Source organism: Archangium sp. Cb G35, from assembly GCF_001896145.1.
In the GTDB taxonomy this organism is placed as follows: domain Bacteria; phylum Myxococcota; class Myxococcia; order Myxococcales; family Myxococcaceae; genus Archangium; species Archangium violaceum.
Genome location: NZ_MPOI01000010.1, coordinates 92,850 through 116,118, shown reverse-complemented (window position 1 = coordinate 116,118; position 23,269 = coordinate 92,850). Strand labels below are relative to the sequence as shown.

Here is a 23,269-nt window from a genome sequence, read left to right as displayed (position 1 = left end):
GGGCGTGCGTGTGCGGCTCCTGTCCTTGTGCGTGCTCGCGGGACTGGTGATGTTCGCCGCCGCCAGCGCGCATGCCGACTGGCGTACGGACTTGTCCTTGGCGGAGCAACCCAACCACGTCCTCCAGGTGTGGGGGCCAGAGCGCTTCTCGGTGGGACACGGAGAAGGGGCCTACCTGTTCGTGGACGGCGGCGTCGTGCGATCGATCGACGGCGGCTCGTCCATCGCCTCGGCCAGCACCTACTACCAGCAACCCGAGAACTGCTTCATCTCGGTCAGCTTGGATCCGGGGGGGCTCCGGAGCGCGGTGGGGGCGGATGGACGCTCATGCGGACCTAACGGACAACCCATCGAATCGACGCTCACGGGCTACGACATGCGGTTGAAGCACGCGCAGGATGGCGGAGCCGTGGCGGTGGTGAATTTTGGCGGCACGACGGGCAGGTTGGTCTACGTGTCGAACAGGAGCGCCTACGACTCCGCTCCCTTCTATGCGGTTCCCATGGATAGCTCGCTCCTGCGCTCCCTCAGTGGTGTGCTCGGGGTGGCGCGTGTGGACAGCACGGTCTATGCGCTCCTCGGCACCACGACGGACAATTCGGGCGTCTATTGGATCGATCTCAACCTCTCCTCCTGGATGGAGTACCGGACCCAGACGGGTTTGCCGCCCGCCATCGTGCAGGCGATCGATGTGTTCCCCGTGCGCGAGCCGGCGAAGCCGCCCGCTCCCTATGCCGTGGTGGGCACCCAGCACGCGCTGCTGCAGGGCTCACTGGCTTCCGTGGAGCCGATCCGGCCGGTCCTTCAGTTCGAGAATGACGCGGGCGTGCTCGACGTCTCCATGAACGTGGGTGCTGGAAGCAGCGCCGGACAGGGCTTTGGCATGGCCATCGTGGCGTTGGCGGACGGCAGCAGGCAGGTGATGAGCCCGCTGCCCATGCCCTCGGCCACGAAGGCGGGGACCGTCTGGCGGCTCCGGAGCGTTCCGGAGAGTGTCGCGAATGCTCCCTTGAAGGCGGTGGCCTGCGCGGAGGCGAGCTACTGCGTCTTCTCCGCCGACAAGGCCGGTGGTGGCAACCTCTTCATCTACACCAACGACGCGGGCCCGGAGCTGGCGGTCACGGTCTCGGACGGGGGCGTGGTGGACGCCGGGAGCTCCGGGACGGAGACCGTGGTGATGCTCGACGAGGGCGGGCGCTACCAGCTCTCCTTCGCGGCGAACGATCCGGATGGAGATCCCGTGCTGGTGACGTCCGCCGGCCCGCCGGGGGGAGCCACGGGGGGATGGACGGCGGTGCGCGATGCCAGACAGCAGCCGGGGGACCCCGAGCTCTGGGACGTCACCACCGCCCCTGCCTGCGAGACCCGGAGTCTGGGGAGTTTCACGGTCTCCGCCTCGGATGGTCTGGCCCGGCATGAGGCGCACGAGACCGTCAAGGTGTACGTGAGGCACTCGCGGCCGCCGGAGCCGCCCACGGTGGTGTTCGCCGATGGGGGCACCATCCCGAGCAGTGGGGCCTTGGGCGAGTTGATACCGGGAGGGCCTCCCCTGGCGCTGCGGATGGCCGGCGGTGGCACGACGGCCGCGGGCTGCGTGCTTCACCCGAAATGGGAGCCGCTGTTCTCGGGCACGGGAGTTCCGTCGCTGAAGCTGGAAGGGGCTACCGCGGTGATCACACCGCCGGACATGTTCTGTTCTCCGACGGCCGGGAGCTTCGGCTTCCAGCTCAGTGTCACGGACGACGGGGGCCTTTCCAGCTCCAGGACGTTCAACGTGAGCATGGCGCCCTGGGGCAGACCGAACGCGGTCTTCGGCGCGGGGTCGGAAGATCCGCTCAAGGCGGGCGAAGCGCGGATCCTCGAGCCCCTGCGGCCCCTCCATGTCTGCATGGATGGAACCTCTCCCGAGCCGGAGGTGGCCACCCGGTGGAGCGTGGCGCTGTCGGATGGCGGCGTGCCGGGTGACGGCCTCACGTTCCGGGAGGAGGGCGGGCGCTTCGTGGTGGAGACGCAGGACTGCATCGACGCGGACCTGGTGGTCTCCGCCCAGCACCACCTGGTGTCCGACGAGGACCTCACCGGTCCGGTCTCGGAACACCGCATGAGCGTCCGTACCGAGTTGAAGGACTTCGCCGCGGGCTCGTTCCTGCTCGAGCCGGAAGTGGACCCCTCGGGCGGGTTGCGGGTGGGCGTGAAATCGGACCTCAACTGCCCCGAGCGTCGTGGACTGGACGCGACGGTCTGGCTCGAGCGCCAGGATGGCAGCCCCCTGAGGGAGCCGGTGACGGTGCCGATGGGCGAGACATGGGAGGTCCCCCTGGGGACGGGGTGCGGCCGGCCCGTGGTGTTGAAGGGATTCATGGAGGACGACGTGGGCCAGCGCTCCGCGGTGCGCCAGCAGGAGGTCGCGACACACCGGGTGGACGTGGGGCTGGCGCCGTTCTCGGAGGAGCCCTCCCTGGTTGCCCGGTGTGGAGAGCCGGCCCGCGTCACGCTGACGCAGACCTTCCCGCCTGGCACATGCCAGACGCCGGAGGTCACCTGGACCCGGGAGGAGGATGAAGGCCCCGCGCTCGAGCAGGAGGTGCTGTCGGGCGCCACGGTGTCCCTGGCCACGCGGGACACCCGGTTGGATTCGCTGGTGGGCAGGTCGGTGGTGATGCGGGTGACGGCGAGCGCGAGCCCGGACAACGAGGCCTCGCAGTTGCTCACCCTGCCCATCACCGTGGACCCCTTCGTGAAGGTGCGCCGCCGCACCGAGCTGCCCGCCGCCTCGGAGACGGGGCTCGTCGGCGTCTCGGTGGAGCTCATCAACACCACCCCCTGCGAGGTGTCGGGGGTGAGCTACGTGGAGCGCCTGGAGGGCCTGACGTACGTGGAGGGCAGCGCGAAGTTCGACGGCCAGCCCATCGAGGCCACCTGGGAGTCGGGGGCGCTCACCGTGACGGGGCTGACCCTGGCGGGGGATGCCGCCGGGAAGCTCACCTATGTGGCGCGTCCGCACCTGGTGGGCGACCGCCGCATGGAGGGCGATGCCTGGCTGGGCGGCGAGCTCATCTCCCTGCGCGATGATCCGGGGCCGGAGCCGGACCCTGGCTGTGGCTGCTCCGGCTCGGGTTCGGGCCCGGTCCTGTTCGCGCTCGGGGCGCTGGTGGCGGCCGTGCGCCGCCGCCGCGCGCGCCCTACAGTCCGAAGCTGATGCGGTTGCGGCTGCTGGTGCCCGGCTCGTCGCGCCGCTCCTCCAGCACGCCGATCAACTCCAGGCCCCGGAGCGTGGCCAGCACGCCGCGCTCGGGCAATTCCGTGATGCTCAGCAGGTCCGCCACCGTCTTGCTGCCGTCCGTGTAGGCCAGCAGCAGCGCCTGCGGTCCCTTCAGCTTCAGCTCGTGCAGTCCGTAGGGCGGGGCCGCCGCGGGGAAGAGCCGGCGCGAGCGCGGCATGTGCTGGCGCAGCGTCTCCAGCGGCTCGGAACGCAACACGCCCTCGAGGATGAGATCTCCGGGGAACACCGACAGCTTCACCAGGCCCGAGCGGGGTGGCCGCGTGGGGCTGAAGCCGTAGGCGCCCTCGGTCCACGAGAAGGTGGACCAGAGGATCTCCTTCACCTGCTCCTCGATGAGCTGCGGGTATTTGCGCGTGTCCAGCAGGCCCAGGCGCATCATCGCGTCGCTGGTGCGGAGGTTCTGCTCGCGGGCGAGCGCGGCCACCTCCTGCTGCTTCGCTTCCGGCAGCACGCCCCGGCGCACGCAGAAGCGGCCGAACCGCTCATGGGCGAGGTTGGAGGCCGCGTACACCGGGCGGCCCGCCTCGAAGTAGACGACCTTCAGCACGGAGCCCTGCTTGAGCTTGAGCTCTCCGCTGTGGCGCGCCTCGTAGTAGGCGTTGAGCAACCGGGGAACGCTGGTGTTCTTCAGGTCTCCGGAGAGGGACCACTCGGGCAGGGGACGGCGGCCAGGGCCGGACATGGCCGGCTTGCTCCACACCTTCTCGCGCTCTCCGAAGGGCAGGGCGAGCCCGGGCTCGGGATCCGGGGACGTCTCCTCGGCCTCGGCGGGTGCTGGCGCTTCGGCGGCGGGCTCGAGTGCCTCCAACGCCTCGAAAACCTCGGTGGCGGGATGGGGTGCCGGCGCCTCGGCGACGGGCTCGAGTGCCTCCAGTGCCTTGAGCTCCTCGGGGGAGGGGGGCGGTGCTGGCGCCTCCTCTATCTGCTGGGCGAGCGCGTCCAGCGCCTGCAACTCCTCGGAGGACAGCGCCATGGTCGGTGTCTTGCCGTCCGCCGCGAGCTCCTCCAGTCCATCGAGCTCCTCGAGGTCCTCCGTCCTGAGGGTGACGGGGGCCACCCCCTGGCCGAAGGCAGGAGCCTGCTCATCCGGGCCGGGCGTGGTCTCCGCCTCGGGCGCGGTCTCGGCCTCGGGGGCTGTCTCGGCCTCGGGTGTGGCCTCGGCCTCGGGTGCGGTCTCGACTTCGGGGGCCGCCTCCATCTCGGGCGCGGCCTGGTCCGGGGCTTCTTCGCCCAGGGGATCCTGGGCCTCCTCGACGAGCGCGAGCCCCTCGATGACGGGGGTGTGCTCCTCGGGAGGAGGGCTGAAGACGGGCTCGTCGTCGCTGGAGGCGAAGCCCGGCTCATCCTCGGGGGAGGTGAAGACGGGCTCGTCGTCCATGTCCAGCAGCGCGGCGTCCTCGAAGACCACCACCTCCTCCTCATCGGCGTCGGACGGAGGGAGTGACAGGGGGCGGGTGAGGCCGCAGAGTTGCTCGACGGACTCCAGCAGTTGCAGGAGCTCGAAGGGCTTCTCGAAGAAGGCGCGCGCGCCGTGGACCTCGGTGGCCTCACGGGCGAAGCGGTCTCCCTTGAAGACGCCGCTGACGGCGACGGCGGGGATGGCGTGGTCCCGGAGCGCGGAGAGCACGGCGCTGCCCCTCATGTCGGGCAGCAGCAGGTCCACCACCGCGGCATGGAAGGCCGCCGGGCGCAAGAGGGCGAGCGCGGCCTCGCCGGTATGGACGGCCGTGGCCTCATGACCGCGGCTTTCGGCCGCGGCGACCATGAGGGAGGCGAGTTCGGGGTGATCCTCGACGATCAGCAGTCGCGCCATGGGGGGTGGGCACCATACCATTCGATTCATGGACGTTCAGGGCTTCCACCATCTGGCCATCCAGGTTCGGGACGTAGAAAAGGTCACGGCCTTCTACCGGGACGTGCTGGGCTTCTCTGAGCTCAAAAGGCACCACCGGCCGGATGGCTCGCTGCGCAGCATCTGGGTCGGGGTGCCGGGCGGAGGATTCCTGGCCCTGGAGGAGGTGACGGGGGAGCCCGAGCCGGGCCCCTTCCGGAACGAGCAGCCGGGCCTCTTCCTGCTGGCCTTCCGCATCTCCAAGGCCGGACGGGCCGGGGCGGTGGAGGCCCTGGCCCGGGCGGGGGTACCGCTGGAGCACGAGACACGTTGGACAGTGTACGTCCGGGACCCCGAGGGGAACCGGGTGGCGCTCAGTCACCACCCGGAGGATTGAGGGCGCAGGCTCGCCTTGCGGAAGGCGGTGGGGGGCGGCTACAAGCCGTGCCGTCATGCGCCTGGGCGAACTGCTCCTTCAGGAAAACGTCATTACCCCCGAGGCGCTGGAGGAGGCGCTCGAGTCCCAGGTCGTCCACGGCGGGCGGCTCGGGACGAATCTCGTCGAGCTGGGGCTGCTATCCGAGCAGGAGCTGGCCCGGTTGCTGGGCCAGCAGCACAACGTGGCGTCCGCCTCGGGCGAGATGGTGCCGGATCCCCGCGCGCTGGAGCTGGTGGATCTCAACGAGGCGGACGAGAAGGACTTCCTCCCGATGCGGGTGGACGCCACGCGGATGAGCGTGGCGGTCATCAACCCCCAGGACATCGAGACGTTGGACGCGCTGGCCTTCAGGACGGGCAAGCGCGTGGTGCCGGTGATCATCCCCGAGTTCCGGATGAACCAGCTGCAGCGGCGCTACTGCAAGGCATTCCGGGCGATGCGGGCCATCGACATGAACGCCGTGCGGCCCTCGCGCGCGCAGCAGGAGGCGGAGAAGGCCGCCGAGGCGGAGCAGTCCGGGGACCTCATCAGCGAGGAGGAGTTCCAGTCGCTCTACGCGCGGGCGCTCACGGGGGGTGGTGCACCCCCGGGTGCGGAGCCGGTGTTGGACCTGGTGGAGATGGTGGAGGAGGAGGCCCCGGCGCCGATCGTCGAGGGGTACGTGACCGAGGCGCCGGTGGAGGCGCCCCCCCTGGAGCTGCCGGAGCTGCTCATGCCGGAGGCGCTGGTGCTGGACGAGGCGCCGCCGCCCGTGCCGCCCCAGGTGCCCGCCGTTCCGCCGGTGGCGCCGCCGAAGCCGCCGCCTCCTGTCGCGGCGCCTCCCCCGGTGGCGTCCGTGCGGCCGCGTGCGCCGGTGGTGGCGCCGGAGCCGCCGCCCACGCCGCTCACCTTCGCGGAGGCGCAGGCGGAGCTGGGGCGCAGCCTGGATCGCGAGCAGGTGGCCACCACGGTGCTGCGCTTCGCGCTGGGCAAGTGGAAGCGCAGCCTGCTGTTGAGCGTGCAGGGCAACCTGGTGACGGGTTGGCGGGGTATGGGGAAGGGAGTGCGCGAGGCCGCGGTGAAGCGCATCGGCATTGGCCTGCAGGGGCCGAGCACCTTCCGGCTGGTGAGGGACACGCGCTCGCACTACGTGGGCCCGGTGCGCCGGGACGCGGCCTCGGGCCTCTTCTACAAGCTGCTGGGGGGGGACTACCCGACGACGGCCGTCATCCTCCCGCTGCTGGTGCGCGGCAAGCTGGTGCACCTGCTGTACGTGGACAACGGGCCCGGCCAGCTCACCCCGCCCGACGTGGGCGAGTTGCTCATCCTCTCGCAGGGCGTGAACCGCTCGTACGAGGCGATGATCCGGCGCCGCAAGAGCGCGTGAGCCGGCCGGAGCGGGCCGGTCAGGGTTGACCCTGGCGGCCGCGCAGTGCGCGTGCGATGGCATCGAAGGCCTCGGCCCCGACGGAATCCTCGGGGCGGTTGGCCTCGATGACCGCCGCATCCTCCGGCTGCCCGATGTACTCCAGCAGGATCGCGGCTCGAAAGGAGCAGTTGGGCGAGGCGGCGGGCACGAGGCTTCGAGCGATGGTACGCAGCTCGGAGCGTATTTCCTCTGACAGAGCAGGGAGCAGCTGCTCCCGGTGCAGGAGCAACATGACGAATAGTCGCTCGCAGTAGTACGCGGCCTCCTTGTCCTGGCTCAATGCTGACTCCACCAGGGCGTGTGCCGCGGAGATGAACGAAGGGAGTGTGGAAACCAGTGAATCTGGCACCTCCTCTTCGAGCACGGTGAGCACTTCCGTTTTGTGCTCCACGGGCGTTGACGGCTCTCGGACCCACGAGCGGAGCTCCTCTGGTGATTTCTCCAGAAGCAGCAGAAGGCCATGCAGGGAGTTCAGAAAGGAAGGGGCGAGCTGCTCCATGGCCTTCCGGACGGCTGGGAGCAGCTCCGGGTGACGCTTGCGCCAGAGGGCGTGCGCCACGGCATTCACATCCGAGAGATCCGCTTTTCGGGCGATCAGCCGCTCCAGCCTGCGCACCAGGGTTGCCCGGGTGCCTGCTTCTTCAATACGCCCCAGCGTCCGGGTGATGGCATCCGCGACAGACTCTCCGTCGTAATCCCCTCTGGCTTCTTCGAGAGCAAGCTGCTGCTCCAGGCGCTTGGCGACGGCGGCTCCTCCCAGCTCGCCCAGGCCGAAGACCGCGGCTTGTCGCACGAGGATGTCTGGAACCTCCAGCATGGATTCCAGCACGGCTCTTCTCTTCCGGGGACCCGCGCCAAGCTGGGAGAGCAGCGCGCGCGCCCGTTCTTCATCCCCCCACTTGAATGCATCGACCAACTCTTCTTGAACCCGCGCTACATCCGGTTTGACCGCCATGCCTTGTCCTGGCCCCCGCTATGGAAAGCTCACGCCTCTCGGCACGAACCGTCTGATCAGTGTCCCGTCGAGTAAGAACAATTCATGGATTGCTTTTCGATCCGCTCGGACCATGGCCTCGAATGCATCCAGCTCACGTTTCAGGTCACGCGGGTTGGAGACATAGTTGGTGTTGTGCCGTACGCCATCCGGTCGTACCGAGGAGGCATCCGGTTTGCGAAAGTTGACCCCTTTCAGTGGTTTTTCGTCATAGGCACGCTGGCGCGTGGCATTCAGTTGAGGCTTGTTCTTCCTCAAGTCGGTGTGCCCAGCCGCCTCGCGTCTGGCCAGCTCCTCCTCGATGGCCTCGTTGTGGGGCGGATTCTGCCGGGTATGGGGCTTGCCATAGCGGGTGGAGAGCTTCGGGCCGCTGCCTGGAACATTTCCTCCACCATTCATCATCGCGCAGGTCGCGAGCTCTCCGCAGAGGGATGCCGCGGAGGTTCCCGCGGCCACCCCGGTGACGATGAGGGTTCCATCGGCCACGACTTGAACCGTGGCAATGGACTCCAGGGCGGGCCCACCCGCTGGCGCGTGACGGAGCGGGCTGAGCAGGGTCTCCAATCTCCCCATGGGCACCTTGGGGAGCACCTGGGGCAGTCCGAGGCTGGCGACGACCACCAGGACTCGCAGGCCCGTGCCTCCAATGGACTTGCCGAAGCGCTCGGCCGCGGCTTCCAGCTCCTGGGGCGTGGTGGAGGCCTCGGCTTCCCGGTGGAGGGAGAGACAGGCCATGGCCACGCGGCTCAACTCCACCAGACCCACCAGCAGAGACAAACGGACCGTGAGGGTGGCCGCGAAGGCTTTCGAGAAGAACGGCTCGGGCGCCAGCCAGGCGGCGAAGTACACCAGCACCGAGAGCGAGACGCTGGCCAGGAAGGCCGGAGCACTGAAGAGCTCCTGGGCCGCCTCGCGGATGCCGTCGTCCATGTATCGGGTCGAGAGGTTGAGGGCGGCGGAGAGGCGGCTCGACTCCAGGGATTCGGGAAGGGGCAGGAGCGCGGGTCCGTATTGGGAGAGGAACTCCCCACGCAGCCGGAGTTCCCAAGGGGACGGAGGCCCCTGGGTCAGGCGGGTTCCTTCCGTCATCAGCCGCAGTCGAGCATGGGCCGGAGGCCGGAAGGACCCGAGGGCGGCGAGCAAAGGGCGTATGTCCTCCACGCCCAGCATCTCCATGCCCGGCTGGAGCGGCGAGGCGGGGAAGGAGAGCCGAAGCGGACCTCCGGGCAGTGTGTTGATGAATACCGGCGGACTCGTTGCTTCCTGGGCCTGCTGGAGAAGGGGGGGGCTCTCTTCCGTCTCCTGGAGGCGGCTCGCGGGTGGTGCCGGGCGCGGCTCAAGACCTGTGGAGCCCCGTAGGTATTGCTGCTCCGGGTCCGTCGGGAGCTGCGCTCGAGAAGTCGCGCACGCGGTGCAAAAAACGAGGCCCGAGAGCAGGACCAGGCGTAACAGGAACGGGGGCCTTCTCATGCGTACCGGCTCATCGGGTGTGTCTACCGAACCGGCTCACCGCAAGAGCGCGTGAGCCGGCCGGAGTCCGGGGCCGCTCAGAGGCGCAGGCCGGCGAAGAGCTGCACGTTGAAGCCGCTCAGGCTCCAGCTGGACAGCGAGTCGGAGATGCTCACGTTGCCGGCACGGGCGGTGTACGTGTACTGGCCGGCGGAGTAGCGCAGGCGGCCCTCGGCGCCGAAGAAGAGGTTGTCGCTGAAGAAGTACTTGCCGCCCACGCCCAGGCCCACCGAGGGGCCCACGTCGCTGCCCGCGTACTCGAAGTCGGTGTCGGAGTCGTTGCCGGCCACGCGGGTGGTGGTGATGGTGGCACCCACGAGCGCCAGCCCGTACAGGTCCACCTTCTCCAGGCCGGGCGAGCTGCCCGGCAGCAGGTGGTAGGAGGCGCGGGCGTGCGGCGAGTAGAACATGTGGCTCCAGCTGTAGCCGGTGACCGTGTTGAGCAGCATGCACGCGGAGACGCAGGCACCCACCTCGAACTCACCGCCGATGGCCAGCACGCCGGGGCCCAGCGGCAGCACGCCCACGTCGGCGCCCACGCCCAGGTTGACGAAGGCCAGCACGATGTCCGCGTTGAGCATCGCGCGTGCGTCGATGTCGCCCACGCCCTGCACGCGGTTGAGCCGGGGCGCGGGCGCGGTGGGCTCCACCTGGGTCTCCGCCGCGGACGTCTGGGCCCGCGCGGACGTCACCGTCAGCAGCGAGGCCAGGCACAGCATTGCGATTCTTCCCTGCATCTTTTCCCCTCCAGTTTCACGTCACGGTTTCTCGTGGACCACGTCGAATGTCACGCGCTGCCGGGGCTCGAGCCGGAAGGACTTCTCCCAGCGCGCCTTGCCGGTGGTGACGACAAGCTGGTGCTCGCCCTCGTAGAGGGACAGTTTCGGGCCCGCCTTGCGTCCATCGAGGAAGATGCGCGAGCCGGCCGGAGCGCGCACCAGCACGGTGCCCTTGCCCAGGAGGATGCGCTGCTTCGTCGTGCCCTGGGGCTGGACGGTGATGGCACGGGTGGTGCGCACGCCCTTGGTCTTGTTGCTCAGCTCCAGCGTGTAGGCACCGGGGGCCAGCAGCACATTCATGGGCGTCTTGCCGAGCCGCTTGCCTTCCAGTGACACCTCCACCGGCGGCATCACGAGCAGCTGGAGCCGGGTGGTCACCACGGGCGCCTGGGCGGCGGGCGCCTCGGACGCGGGCGGTGTGGCGGGCAGCGTCCCCGAGGCGGGCACCACGGCATCTCCCGGGGCGGCCGGAGACGTCCCCGCCGCGAGGGCCACGGCCGGAGCCTCGCCCTGGGCCGGAGGCGTTCCCGCGTCTCCTTCCAGCGCGGGCTGCGCGGTGGCGGGCGTGGGCTCCACGGGCTTCGCCGCGGCCTGAACCGGGGCCTCGGCTCTGGCCTGTGCGGCGGCCGCCGCCTGTGCGGCCGCGAGCTTCTCGCGGGCCTGTTGCTGCTGCTGCTCCCAGAAGAAGAAACCCCCGGCGGCCGCCGCGACGGTGGCCAGTGCCCCGGCGAGGAGCGGCAGGCGCGAGCGCTTCTTCCTGGGCACGGGTGCGTCGTCCACCTCCTCGGCCGGGGGCGGGGGGGGCGCCCGGCGGGCGGCGGGTGGACGGGGCGCCTCGGGCTCATCGGGAGGGAGCGGACGGGGCGGCTCGGCGAGAGGCGGTGTGCGGGGCTCCTCCTCGAGCGATGGAGCGCGGGGCTCTTCGCGTGGAGGAAGGGGGCGGGCCACTCCGGGGCGGGAGTGGCGGCCGGTGAGCTCCATCACCGAGTCCAGGGCGACTTCGTCATCCCGCTCGAAGGGGACGTCTTCGAACTCGGCGTCCGCGTTCTGCGTCGCCTCGTCGAGGACGACGGGCGGGATGCTGCCCGTGATGGGACGTGAGGGGGCGACGGTGGCGGTGTTGCCGGAGGGGCGCGTGGGGTTGACGGCCGGCATCCCCGTGAGGGAGTTGCGGCGGGCCATGTCCGCCAGGCCGATCTCCAGCATCTGCCGCCGGGTGGCGCGCGCGTCCCGATCGGGCGGGAAGAGCTGGGCGAGGAACTCGGAGAAGGTCTCCGCGGAGGGGAGCCCCTCGACGGCGGCCACCACGGCCTCGCGGAACTCGAGGGGGTTGGCGTAGCGCTCGTTGCCGCGCTTGGAGGTGGCGATGCGCACCACCTCGGCCAGGCCGCGCGGGACGTCCGAGGGCAGGGGCGGCAACTGGCGGTTGATGACGGCCTGATCCGAGTCCTGCGCGTCCTGGAAGGGCATGCGCCCCGAGAGGCACTCGTGCAGCAGCAGGCCCAGGAGGAACACGTCGGTGCGGGCGGTGACGGCCTCGCGGCCGCCCATGAGCTGCTCGGGGGCGCTGTAGTTGCGGCGGTTGCGCACGCGCCGGCCATTGCGCTCGCGCGGGGCGACATTGAGGGCCCCATAGCCCGTCACCTTGCAGACGCCATTGAAGGAGACCATGACGGTCTCCGGGCGCAGGTCTCCGTGGACGAGCGGCGTGCCGTCATCGTTGCCGGCCAGGTGGGCGTAGTGCACGCCCATGGCCACGTCCGAGACGATCAGCGCGGCGAAGGCGGGGGGGATGCGTGGACGCACCTCCAGGAGCCGGCGCAGCGACTCACCGTCGGCGAACTCGGTGATGCGGGCCAGCCCCGCCTCCAGGGGCACCAGCCCGTGGACGCGCAGGATGTTGGGGTGCTCCAGGACGGCGGCGCGCTGGGTCTCGCGCTGCAACTGGGCGGACAGCTCGGAATCCCGGGTGACGTCGGGAGGTGCCCAGACGAGCACCACCGGACGGGGTGGGGCACTGTCCTCGAGCGCCAGCCCGAGGAACGCCCGGGAGCCCTCGCCGGCCAGGAGGGGCCCGAGCGGGTGATAGCGAACCTGACTCATGGAGGCCCCCATGCTAGCAGGCCCAGGCAGGGGAACCGCTAGGGCCCCACCTCCGAGGTCTCCCTTTCCCTAGAAGGGAAGGGGGATGTTGTAGTGGTAGCGGCCGCGCCGTACGAGCAGCAGGACGCTCCGGGTGCCCCGGGCGGACAGCAGGGCCTCCTGGAAGGCGGTGGGCTCGGCCACGGGCTGGTTGTTGACGCGGAGGATGAGATCTCCCCGATCCAGGCCGATCTTGGCCGCCGCCGAGCCCGGGCGCACCTCCTGGATGACCATGGCGCCGCGCGTGGGCTTCACCCGAAGTCCCAGCCGGTTCCACCCGAGGGCCTCCACCAGCTGGGGCGGGAACTCGACGGGCGTCACCTGGAGGGTCCGCTGGCCGCCCTCTCGGAAGAGGACGAGCGGGAAGGCGGCGCGGGCGGGGTAGCCCCGGGCGCGGCTGACGTAGTCCTCGGCATCGGAGATGCGCGAGCCTCCCATCTCGGCGAGCACGTCCCCGCGCCGCACGCCCGCCTGCTCGGCGGGGCTGCCCGGCTCCACGTCGCTGACGAGAACGCCATAGGTCCGGTCCCACCCGAGCTGCCGGGCGAGCCGGGGCGACAGCTGCTGCACCTCGATGCCCACCCACGACGGGCGCACCTTCCCGAAGCGGGTGAGCTCGTCCACGATCCGGCGCACCTTGTCCGCGGGGATGGCGAAGCCGATGCCCTGGGCGCTGGCGATGATGGCGGTGTTGATGCCAATGACATCGCCGTCCACGTTGAGCAGCGGCCCGCCCGAGTTGCCCGGGTTGATGGCCGCATCCGTCTGGATGAAGTCGTCGTAGCTCTTCCCGTCCGCCTTGAGGGTGCGGCCGGTGGCGCTCACCACGCCCGACGTCACCGTCTTGCTCAGCCCCAGGGGGCTGCCGATGGCGATGACCGTCTCGCCGATCATCAGATCCGAGGTGGTGCCCAGCTTCGCCGCGGGCAGCGGCTGCTTGGAATTCACCTTGAGCACGGCCAGGTCGTTGGTGGCGTCGCTGCCGATGACCTCGGCCTCCAGCTCGCGCCCGTCGGCCAGCACCACGTGGATGGCGGAGGCGCCGCCGATGACGTGCTCGTTGGTGATGATGATGCCGCTGGGATCCACGATGACGCCGCTGCCCAGGCCCTGCTTCTGCTGACGCTGCTGGGGGGCGCCAAAGAACTCCTCCATCATCGAGCGGCGCCCGCGGAAGGGGGACTCCTCCTCGCTCTCGGTGCCGATGAAGACGACGGCGGGGGAGACCTTCTGGACCACCTCGACGACTTCATTGCGGCGCCGGGCCGCGTCGGCGTGGGCGCTGGTTCCGCTGGTGAAAGCCAGCAACACGGCGAGCATCAGACCCCACCGGCTCACTTGGTTCTTCACGTCAAGTCCTCCCTCTGAGGCATGGGCAATGTCGGCTCCATGACGCCCTGATTGTCGGGAACTCCGCAGCAGGGCGGGCATTCCCGGTCCTCGGACTGGCGTACAGGTCCGGGGTTGAATGGAATGAGCACATGAGTCTCGTCCTTGTCGCGGACGATGAGCCCGCGGTGCTCGAGGTGTTGAGCCAGGTCGTCGAAGACCTGGGCCATGATGTGATCCAGGCGCGTGATGGCGAGGAGGCATGGAACCTCGCGCGGACGCGCCGGCCCAACCTTGTGGTCACGGACCACATGATGCCTCGCCTGAGTGGCGTGGACCTGTGTCGCAAGCTCAAGGGCGACGAGGTCCTCGGCCGCGTGCCCATCATTTTGTTGAGTGCGGTTCTCCCACATGGTGCGCCAGAAGCGCATGCCTTCCTGCACAAACCCTTCGAGATCACGGACTTCGAGACGTTGATCCGCAAGGCGCTGGAGGAGGCGCCCCGGCCGAAGCCGCTGGAGGGGGCGTCGGCGATGGAGGCGCTGGGCGACTGGGTGGCGAAGGGCTTCGAGGGGCCGCTGGAGACGGCGCGGGCGCAGGTGGAGCGGCTGCGGGCGGAGGGGACGGCGGACGGAGGGGCGCTGGAGACGCTCGGGGCGCAGCTGAAGACGCTGGAGGCGCTGACGAAGGACTTCCACGAGGCGGCGCACCTGGCGGCGCGTACCGTGGTGGTGGTGCCGGTGGTGGCGGACGTGAGCGTGTTGCTGCGCCAGAAGCTGGAGAAGTGGGAGCAGTGCCACCCCGAGGTGGTGTGGGAGCTGCGGATGCCAGCGGCACCGGTGGAGACGCGGTTCGATCCGCAGCGGCTGCGCCGGGTGCTGGACGGGCTGCTGGGCCATGCGGTGCGGCACGGGGGCACGGTGCGGGTGGAGCTGGAGTGCTCGCCGTCGCTGGTGACGATCCGGGTGAAGGACGCGGGCCCGGGCATTTCGGACGAGGAGCTGCGGCACCTGTTCGAGCCGTTTGGAGCGGGAGCGGGGCTGGGGCTCTACATCGCCTCGGAGCTGGCGCGGCTGCATGGCGGCGGGTTGTCGGTGGAGTCGAAGAAGGGGCAGGGCACGGCGTTGAGCGTGATGCTGCCGCGAAGCTGATCCACAACACCCCTCACCCCTCTCCCTCCGGGAGAGGGTCGGGGTGAGGGTATCGCGGGCCACGGGTTCTCCCCGTGGTCCCTACTTGCGCTGCTCGGACTTCAGCATCCAGCCGATCATCTTGTAGAGCAGACGAGCGCCCACGTTGCCATCCCACTCACCGCCCTCGGGATCGGGAGCGACCTCGGTGAGGTCGAAGCCGACGATGGTGCGGCCGGAGCGGACGACGCCGGAGATGAGGGCGACGGCCTCGGGGAAGGAAAGCCCACCGGGGACGGGGGTGCCGGTGTGGGGGCACAGGGTGGGATCGAGCCCGTCGATGTCGAAGGACAGGTAGACGTGCTGGGGGAGCCCCTCGAGCATGGCATCGACCTGGCGGTTCCAGGGGATGCCGTCGAAGCGCTTGTGGTTGATGTCGGAGTCGAAGAAGGCGCGGACGCGGCCGTTGGAGGAGGCGATGTAGCGGTGCTCGTCCTCGCTCATGTCGCGGATGGCGACCTGGACGAGCGACTTCACGCCGGGGATGCGCTCCATGACGTTGTGCATGATGGAGGCGTGGGACCAGGTGAAGCCCTCGTAGGCGTTGCGCAGATCGGCGTGGGCGTCGAGGTGGAGGACGCCGAGGCCGGGGTACTTCTCGGCGTGGGCGCGGATGATGCCGAAGGAGATGGAGTGATCTCCCCCGACGGCGGCGACGCGCTTGCCCTTGGCGAGCCACTCCTTGGCGGTGCGGTAGACGGCGTCGTGGAGCTGCTCGCAGAGCTGGTTGACCTCGGTGGAGGCGGCCTGGAGCTCGGGGTTGGAGGGATCGATGCCGCCGGCCTCGATGATGGGGACGGCGCGCTCCTTGGCGCGGGTGTTCCAGGCGCGCCACTCAGCGGGCTCGGGGAGGAGGGCGATGCCGCGCTCATAGGGGCGGCCGGTCTCGACGTCGAAGAGGTCGACCTGGCGGCTGGCCTCGAGGACGGCGGAGGGCCCGTCGGAGGTGCCACCGCCGTAGCTGGTGGTGGCCTCGAAGGGGACGGGGATGAGGACGACGTGGGCCTCGTCGGGAGAGTGGGGGAGGCCGAAGATGCCGGAGTCGGGGGGGGCGGCGGCGCTGGGGTCGAAGGCAGCAGGCATGGTGGCGGCGGAGGATAAGGGGCCGTGTGCGCGAAGCAACGATCCTCTGCGTCCAGACAATCCCGCCCCAGGCACCAACCCCATGGCCGCTCTACCCCGTGGCCCCTGTGCCCCCACTTGCCCCTCGCCCTCCGGGAGAGGGAAAGGGTGAGGGTGCCACGGGCCAGGGGTTGAACCCTTGCCCGCCCGCTCGCTGACCTGTCACGGGAGGCCGTGTCAGGTCCCGCGATCGGCCGAGGGCAGCATGCGCCCGCCGATCATCGTGATGCGCCGCTCGGCGAGCCGCTGGCGCCCATCAGCGGAGATGTGCTCGGGCCGCCACTCGAGCGCGTGGTCGAACTCCACGTGTACCGACTGGACGCCCTCATGGGAGCTCAGGCGCTGATCGATTTCCCGCATGAAGTAGGCGGCCATCATGCACATGGGGGAGGTGAGCTGGAGGCGCACGGTCACCCGGCCCTCGTTGCATTCGAGGGCTTGCAGCAACCCCATCTCGCCGATGCTCAGGGGTACCCCGGTGGCCAGGCTGCAGGGATCCGGAATGGTCTGGATCCGCTCCATCAGCTCGTGCTCAATCGTCATGGCCGTCCTCCTTCTTCTCCTCGTAGCTGTAGGGCGGGGCTCGCCCCTTGGCGCGCTGCTTGGAGAACCTGTCCTGGGCGATGCGGGCCTTGGCGGCTTCGATGTCGACGCCGGCGTACCGGGCGTAGTTCTCACCCAGGATCATCCGCTTGATGTCCGGGGTCAGCTGCATGCCGGCGACCTTCACCAGATCTTCCGGCAGTTGGAAGTCATGCCAGAACTTGTGGATGGCGGGATGGGGGTGACCGAAGACGGTGCCCGAGCCCCACATGATCTTCGCCGGGCCGGCCCACTTCAGCAGCCCGGCCATGGCCTCGGCGAACCAGCGCTCGCGCTTCACGATGAGCGCCCCCGTCACCTCCAGGTTGACGTACACGTTGGGGAACAGCGACAGCTGCATTCCCGTCTCGTCCAGGAACGCCATGCCTCCGTGCACGATCTCGAAGTTCAGCTCGGGGAAGGCATCCGCCGCGCCACCGATGTCGTCCACCTTGTAGGCCTCGATGGGCACCGCGCCCATGGGCAGCCCCTTGTGGACGGCGATGTTCTTGATGCCCAGCTTGCGCGCCCGCTCGAAGAGCGGGAACGCGATGCGTGCATCATCCATGCGCCAGCCGGTGTGGCGGAACGACTCGCCCAGCCAGGCCGCGGGGTAGAGCTTCAGACCGCTGGGCTGAAGGGCCTCCACCTGCTGCTCCAGGTCATCCAGAGCCGCCGTGCCGCGCAGCGGATCCACTCCGGCATAGACGAGGAAGCGATCCGGGTAGCGCTTGCGGATCTGCCGGGTCTTCTCATACGAGCACAACCCATCGTGGTAGAGCGTCTGCAGCGGCAGGACGTGGTGGACGGCCAGGTCCACGTCGCCCTCCACGAAGAGCATGTGGGCCAGCTCCTGGATGGACCAGTCCTTGAGGAAGCGGTGGGGCTCGTTGACCCGGTACGGATCCTCCGAGAGGCCGGTGTGCAGCCCGTAGATGAGCTGGGCCAGCGACTCGGCATACCGGCCGGCGCGGTAGTTGGACGGGTGGAGATTGTAGGCGTGGGTTACGGCATCAATGACGAAAGTGCCGTCGATCATCGTGCACTCCTCTGGAATGAAGGAACACCGGGGGATGGCTCATGAGGCCTCCAGGGCCTTGGCGATCAGGCGCTGGATGTGCTGCACATCGAAGGGCTTCTCCAACCACGTGTTGGGGATCGTCTCCAGGAAACGGCGTGCGCGCGGGGTATAGGACCCGCCGGTGATGAAGACGAAGCGCGGGGCGAGCTCGGGCCTGCGCTCGAGCACCTGTTCATAGAGGTCCATGCCCGTGAGGCCCGGCATCATCAGATCACAGAAGATGACGTCGAACGGCTCACCGGAGGTCAGCTGTGCCAGGCCCTCCTGCGAGTTCACCACCACCGCCACCTGATGTTGCCGGCCGATGATCCGCGACAGCGAGCGGGCCACCAGCGGCTCATCATCGATGATCAGCAAGCGTCCGCGGCGCTCCGCGCGGTTCACGGGCGAGCCCGGGGACGGTGCTCCGGCCGCCGCTGCCGGCCGCATCGGCGGCAGGAGGACGGTGAAGGTGGTCCCACGCCCGACCTCGCTGCGGACGGAGATCTCCCCGCCGAGGTCGCGGATGATGCCGTGGCAGATGGACAGGCCCAGCCCCGTTCCCTTTCCCACCGGCTTGGTGGTGAAGAACGGATCGAAGATGCGTGCGATCACCTCGGGAGGCATGCCGGCGCCGGTATCGCTCACGTCCACGGCGACCCGGCCGCTCGCATCGAGCCGGACCCAGAGGGTGATGGTGTTGCGGGCGGAGTTCTCCTCGGGGAGGGCCTGCGCCGCGTTGATCAGCAGGTTGAGGAAGACCTGTCCGAGGCGGGACGCGTCGGCATGCACCAGGGGGACGGGCTCGTACTTCGTGATGAGCTGGGCGCGGTGACGCAGCTCGCTGGCCGCCATCTTGAGGGAGAAGCCGAGGGGCTCCCGCACATCCACCGCGGTCCTCCGCTCCTCCTCCTCCTGCCGCGAGAAGCTCTTGAGATCGCGCACGATGTTGCGCACCCGGAGCGCCCCCTCGTGAGCCTCCTGGAGCAGGGTCTCCAGCTCCGCGAACTGCTCGTTCCAGCGTTGCGCCTCCGGACCGCCCGCTCCGGCGCCCATGCGCTCCTGGGCGAGCTCCTTCATGGACTCCAGGGCCAGGGCGAGGTTGGCCTGCACGTAGGACAGGGGGTTGTTGATCTCGTGACCGACTCCGGCGGCGAGTGTCCCCACCATCGACAGCCGGTCCGTCTGCAGCAGTTGTGCCTGCATCTGCTTCCTCTCGGAGACGTCGCGCGCCATCACCACGACGGCATTCATTCCATCGAACTCGACGGGCACCCCCGTGCTTTCGACATCGAACCAGGTGCCGTCCCGCCGCAGGTAGCGGAGTTCTTTCAATGGGGCCAACTTGCCCAGATCCGCCGCGGAATGGATCCGCTGCCGCGCCAGCTTGCGATCGTCCGGATGGACGATGGTCAGGATGTCCTGGCCGATGAGCTCGCTCGGGTGCTCGTAGCGGAGCGCCTTGAGCAGCATGGGGTTGACGTAGATGAAGCGGTGGTTGCTGTGGATGAAGATGGCCTCGGGCGCGTTCTCGATGACCCTGCGGAAGCTCTGCTCCGAGCGCCGGAGCGCTTGTTCGGTGCGCATGCGCTCGGTGACGTCCTCGAACAGGTACAACTGGCGGAGCACCTTGCCCGCGGCATCGCGCGCGGGCGTCGAGAGGCGGCGGAGGGTGCGCCCGTTGGCGAGCTCCACCAGTCCCTCTTCCTGCCCGGAGGGAGGCTCGCCAGAAGGGGGAAGGTGCGTGGGGAAGAAGGCCTCCGCGTCGCTGGCCGCGAGCGCGTGGAGGACGTGCGAGTGGGTGGCCTCCCCGCGGCGGATGAGCTCCTCCAGCGCCTCGAGGCCCGCCAGTTGGAGGAACCGGGGGTTGGCGTAGAGGACCTGGCCCGAGGGGAACTCCACGAGGTAGAGCCCGATTGCGAGGCCATCACTCATGCTCCACGGCCGCGCTACGTCGAACGTCACCGGATCCGCCCTTCCCTGGAAAAGCAAGAGGGGGCACCCCGCGCCCCCTCACAACTATGGGATATTAAACTTTTCGCGCAAAACAGGTGAGTCCTTTCTTGGGTGACAGAGCCGTGCTGTCGCAACGGAGGATGTCAGTCCTCCTGGATAGCTTGCCTCCCGGGATTTCAGGGGAGGACCCGATATGAAGCAGGCACAGAGGAAGAGTTGGAAGCGGCGGGTGCTGGGGACGTGCTCGGCGCTCGCGGTGGGGGTGCTCGGGAGCGGGGCCGTGGCGGCCACGCCGGGCGGGCTCGTCATCGAGCGCGAGTGGTACCGCGCCATCATGGGAGTGGGAATCGGGGCCACGGGGCTGCACACGGTGGACCTGGACGGGGACGGGACGCTGGAGGTGGTGGCGGCCGCGGGCCCCCGGGACTTCTTCGCCAACTCCTTCTGGTACGTGCTGTCCCGGGAGGCCAACGGCTATGGCCAGAAGTGGGTGAGCCTGCCCTACGCGGCCTCCATCACCGGCCTCCGGGTGGCCCAGGTGGATGGAGATGCGCCGCTCGAGGTGCTGGTGGCCTCGGGGAACAAGGTCTACATCCATGACGGCGCGACGCACGAGCTGCAGCGGACCGTGACCACTCCCGCCACGCAGATCACCGGCCTCTCGGTGGCGGACGTGGACGCGGACGGCGCGCTGGAGCTCGTCTTCTGCGACACGAGCAAGCTCTACGTGCTGGATCTCGCGACCGGCGCCACCGAGTTCCAGGGCACCGGGCTCGGGGGCAAGGACCTGGCGGTGGGGCAGGTGGACGCGGACGCGGCGCTGGAGATCATCGTCGCCAACGGCACCTCCGCCGGCTCCGTGGTGGACGGGGCGACCCGCGCGGTCGAGTGGTCCAACGCCTCGGGCTTCGGGGACCTGGTTCGGGTGGCGGACCTCGACGGGGATGGGCTCGAGGAGATCGCCGCCGGCTTCACCTGGACGAAGGGCATCCAGGTGTATGACGGGGACACGCGGACGCTCGCGTGGTCCGTTCCCATCTTCAACCTCTCCGCGATGAGGGCCGTGGACGTCGAGGGCGATGGCTTCCTGGAGCTGGTGTACGGCGACGCCCAGTGGGGCCGCGTCCATGTCCTCACGGGCATGACGGGCGTGGAGATGTGGTCCGTCAACAACCCCGAGCATGGCGTGACGGACATCGCCGTGGGGGACGTGGACGGGGACTCCGTGCGCGAGCTGCTGTTCGGTGCCGGCTATTCCAGCTCCGGGGCGGACTTCCTCTACGTGGTGGGCACCGACACGCGCCTCACCGAGTGGCGCAGCGTGGACGTGAAGGGTCCGTTCCGCGCCTTCGCCTCGGGTGACGTGGATGCGGACGGAAGGCCCGAGCTCGTGTCGGGTTCCTTCGAGTCGGAAGGCGGCTCCTATGATGGGCTCTACTTCATCCACGACGCGGCGACCCACGCGCTGGAGTACGTGAGCGGCAGGCCCACCGGCAGTGACTTCACGGGCATGTGGCGCGTCGCCACCGCCAACGTGGACGCCGACGCGGCGCAGGAGGTGTTCGTCACCTCCAGCATCGGCTACGACGGGGTGTTGCTCTGCTACGACGGGCTGACGCGTGCCGAGCAGTGGCGGGTGCGGCTGCCCTCGGGCCTGAGCATCCGCTCGCTCGCGGTGGCGGACGTGGACGGGGATGGCTCGCTGGAGGTGGTGTCCTCCGTGGGCACCGAGCACACCGGCGCTCCGGGTCATTACGTCTACGTCCACGACGCGGCCACCGGTGCCCTGGAGTGGCAGAGCCCCACGCTGGCGCCCTGGGGTTGGCTGCACCTGTCCCTCCTGCGGGTGGCCAACGTGGACGCGGATCCCGCGCTGGAGGCGGTGGTGGCCAACTTCTCGGGCCAGCTCTGGGTGGTGGATCCGGTGGCGAGGAACGTCCAGCTCACCACCGCGGACCTGGACATCACCGCGCTCGACACGCCGGACCGTGACGGGGATGGCCGGGCGGAGATCGTCATCGGCACGGCCGCCGGAGCGCTCCAGGTGTTGGATTCGGCGACGGGCGCCGTGGTGGAGCCGGTGGCCAACGTGGGCGGGCAGGTCAACGGCCTGGCCGTGAAGGAGCTCACGGGGGATGGGGTGGCGGACTACGTCTTCGCGCGGGGCAACCAGCTGCGCATCCTCGATGGCTCCAGCCGCGCGGAGGAGTGGGCCAGCGAGGTGCTCGGCTCGCAGGTGGGGGAGAACGACGCCCTGCTCGTGGGCGATGTGGACGCCGACGGGCGCACCGAGATGGTGGTGGGCGTGGGGGAGATCGGCTTCATGGTCTTCGACATCCAGCGCCAGCAGGTGAGCCCGGGTGCCCGGTATGACTCCGTCCTCCTGGCGCCCCGGTGCGAGACGGTGGACAGCGTGTGTGACTCCGGCCTGCTGCTGCTGGGCCGGGGGAACGCGGGCCCCGAGCTCCATGCGCCCAACACCCTCTTCAACTCCTGCGCGGACGGGTTGTACGGCACGTACCACGTGGACGAGTCGAACGAGCGCATCCGCGTGCTGACGGTGGATGGAACGCCCTTCGCGGCCGGGAAGACGGTGCGCGTGGAGGCCACGGTGTGGGCCTGGGCGGGCAGCCCGACGACGGACAAGCTGGACCTCTACTACACGGCGGACGCCCACAACCCGAGCTGGCAGTACCTCACCACGCTCACCCCCAGCGTTGGAGGCGAGCAGACGCTCTCGGCGACGTACGTGCTGCCCGCTGGAGGGACGCAGGCCGTCCGGGCCCGCTTCCGCTACGCGGGCAGCGTGGCGGCCTGCACGATCGGCGACTCCTACGACGACCAGGACGATCTCGTCTTCGCCGTGCAGTGACGCGCGCTGGCTGACGCCTCGCCGCTCTGATGAGGGGGCGGCGGGGCGTTGTCGTGGCGGGGGCTCCGGCCTGGCGGGGGTCTGCCTGGGACCTGCTTCACATCTCGAGTCCTCACGACTCCATGAGAGTGCAGGGCCGGTGAAGGCCTGAATTCCCAACAGGAGCATTTCCTTGCCTTTGAACCTCGTCATCATCTTTGGCTCCGTGCGTTCGGACCGCCAGGGCATCAAGGCCGTGAAGTTCGTGCAGCGGCAGTTGGAGGAGCGGGGCCACCGCGTCACGCTGGTGGACCCGATGGAGTACAAGCTCCCGCTGCTCGACCGCATGTACAAGGAACACGCCCCGGGGACGGCGCCGGAACAGCTCGAGCGCCTGGCGGCCCTGTACCGGGCGGCCGATGGCTTCGTCATCGTCACCGCGGAGTACAACCACGCGGCCCCGCCCGCGCTGGTGAACCTGCTCGATCATTTCTACGAGGAGTACTCCTTCCGCCCTTCGGCGATCGTCTCGTATTCCGGCAGCAGCTTCGGCGGGGTCCGTGCGGTCTCGCACCTTCGAGACATGCTGGCCGAGCTCGGAATGGCGAGCATCCCCAGCCACTTCCCCATCCCGAAGGTGTATGCCGCGTTCGACGACGCGGGTGTTCCGGCCGACAAGGCGTACCTCCGGCGTTTCGATCGGTTCGCCTCGGAGCTGGAGTGGTATGCGCAAGCCTTGCGGACAGCACGGCAGGAAGGCCTGCCACGTCAGGCCGCGTGAGGATTCGCCTGCC

At 69.4% G+C, this 23,269-nt stretch carries 16 protein-coding genes; 6 read left to right on the top strand and 10 right to left on the bottom strand.

Annotated elements, in window-relative coordinates:
• Positions 1 to 4 precede the first annotated feature (4 nt).
• Positions 5 to 3,199, top strand: coding sequence for a hypothetical protein (locus BO221_RS29015; protein WP_143195747.1), 3,195 nt, complete (start codon positions 5 to 7; stop codon positions 3,197 to 3,199).
• Here BO221_RS29015 and BO221_RS52845 read toward each other — a convergent pair.
• The gene (locus BO221_RS52845) at positions 3,183 to 5,096 is read right to left on the bottom strand and encodes a response regulator (RefSeq protein WP_073563889.1); all 1,914 of its coding nucleotides are present in this window, start codon (positions 5,094 to 5,096) and stop codon (positions 3,183 to 3,185) included. The two genes, BO221_RS29015 and BO221_RS52845, sit on opposite strands and share 17 nt — an antisense overlap.
• A 28-nt stretch (positions 5,097 to 5,124) precedes the next feature.
• Between BO221_RS52845 and BO221_RS29005 the strand changes: the two genes are divergently transcribed.
• Both BO221_RS29005 and BO221_RS29000 read left to right on the top strand, forming a co-directional pair.
• A complete protein-coding gene (locus BO221_RS29005; protein ID WP_198956203.1) occupies positions 5,125 to 5,511 on the top strand; it encodes a VOC family protein in 387 nt (128 codons plus the stop codon).
• A gap of 55 nt (positions 5,512 to 5,566) precedes the next feature.
• Positions 5,567 to 6,919, top strand: coding sequence for a general secretion pathway protein GspE (locus BO221_RS29000; RefSeq protein WP_073563885.1), 1,353 nt, complete (start codon positions 5,567 to 5,569; stop codon positions 6,917 to 6,919).
• Positions 6,920 to 6,938: 19 nt separating this feature from the next.
• Here the strand turns inward: BO221_RS29000 and BO221_RS28995 are convergent, their stop codons facing one another.
• From BO221_RS28995 to BO221_RS28975, 5 genes are all read right to left on the bottom strand, one after another.
• A complete protein-coding gene (locus BO221_RS28995) occupies positions 6,939 to 7,916 on the bottom strand; it encodes a hypothetical protein (RefSeq protein WP_073563883.1) in 978 nt (325 codons plus the stop codon).
• 18 nt (positions 7,917 to 7,934) lie between these two features.
• Complete coding sequence (locus BO221_RS28990) at positions 7,935 to 9,044, bottom strand: hypothetical protein (RefSeq protein ID WP_143195746.1); 1,110 nt, start codon at positions 9,042 to 9,044, stop codon at positions 7,935 to 7,937.
• 458 nt (positions 9,045 to 9,502) lie between these two features.
• Positions 9,503 to 10,201 (bottom strand): hypothetical protein, encoded by a 699-nt coding sequence (locus BO221_RS28985; protein ID WP_143195745.1) that lies wholly within the window; start codon positions 10,199 to 10,201, stop codon positions 9,503 to 9,505.
• Between the two features lie 21 nt (positions 10,202 to 10,222).
• On the bottom strand, positions 10,223 to 12,346 hold the full coding sequence (locus tag BO221_RS55530; protein WP_073564375.1) for a protein kinase: 2,124 nt from the start codon (positions 12,344 to 12,346) through the stop codon (positions 10,223 to 10,225).
• A gap of 69 nt (positions 12,347 to 12,415) precedes the next feature.
• Positions 12,416 to 13,735, bottom strand: coding sequence for a trypsin-like peptidase domain-containing protein (locus tag BO221_RS28975; protein WP_073563878.1), 1,320 nt, complete (start codon positions 13,733 to 13,735; stop codon positions 12,416 to 12,418).
• Positions 13,736 to 13,866: 131 nt separating this feature from the next.
• Here BO221_RS28975 and BO221_RS28970 point away from each other — a divergent pair, with 131 nt between their 5' ends.
• A complete protein-coding gene (locus tag BO221_RS28970) occupies positions 13,867 to 14,865 on the top strand; it encodes an ATP-binding protein (RefSeq protein ID WP_073563876.1) in 999 nt (332 codons plus the stop codon).
• An 81-nt stretch (positions 14,866 to 14,946) separates the two neighbouring features.
• On the opposite strand, the gene BO221_RS28965 is transcribed toward BO221_RS28970, so the two are convergent.
• The 4 genes from BO221_RS28965 to BO221_RS28950 form a co-directional block, all read right to left on the bottom strand.
• The gene (locus BO221_RS28965) at positions 14,947 to 15,987 is read right to left on the bottom strand and encodes an agmatinase family protein (protein WP_073563874.1); all 1,041 of its coding nucleotides are present in this window, start codon (positions 15,985 to 15,987) and stop codon (positions 14,947 to 14,949) included.
• A 216-nt stretch (positions 15,988 to 16,203) separates the two neighbouring features.
• Positions 16,204 to 16,569, bottom strand: coding sequence for a metal-sulfur cluster assembly factor (locus BO221_RS28960; protein ID WP_073563872.1), 366 nt, complete (start codon positions 16,567 to 16,569; stop codon positions 16,204 to 16,206).
• On the bottom strand, positions 16,559 to 17,647 hold the full coding sequence (locus tag BO221_RS28955; protein WP_073563870.1) for an amidohydrolase family protein: 1,089 nt from the start codon (positions 17,645 to 17,647) through the stop codon (positions 16,559 to 16,561). The genes BO221_RS28960 and BO221_RS28955 overlap by 11 nt, the downstream gene beginning before the upstream one ends.
• A 39-nt stretch (positions 17,648 to 17,686) precedes the next feature.
• Positions 17,687 to 19,633, bottom strand: a complete 1,947-nt coding sequence (locus tag BO221_RS28950) for an ATP-binding protein (RefSeq protein ID WP_233166299.1) — start codon at positions 19,631 to 19,633, stop codon at positions 17,687 to 17,689.
• Positions 19,634 to 19,817: 184 nt separating this feature from the next.
• Between BO221_RS28950 and BO221_RS54995 the strand changes: the two genes are divergently transcribed.
• Both BO221_RS54995 and BO221_RS28940 read left to right on the top strand, forming a co-directional pair.
• Positions 19,818 to 22,496, top strand: a complete 2,679-nt coding sequence (locus BO221_RS54995; protein ID WP_073563866.1) for a VCBS repeat-containing protein — start codon at positions 19,818 to 19,820, stop codon at positions 22,494 to 22,496.
• A 172-nt stretch (positions 22,497 to 22,668) separates the two neighbouring features.
• Positions 22,669 to 23,256, top strand: a complete 588-nt coding sequence (locus tag BO221_RS28940; RefSeq protein WP_073563864.1) for an NADPH-dependent FMN reductase — start codon at positions 22,669 to 22,671, stop codon at positions 23,254 to 23,256.
• The last annotated feature ends 13 nt before the right edge of the window (positions 23,257 to 23,269 follow it).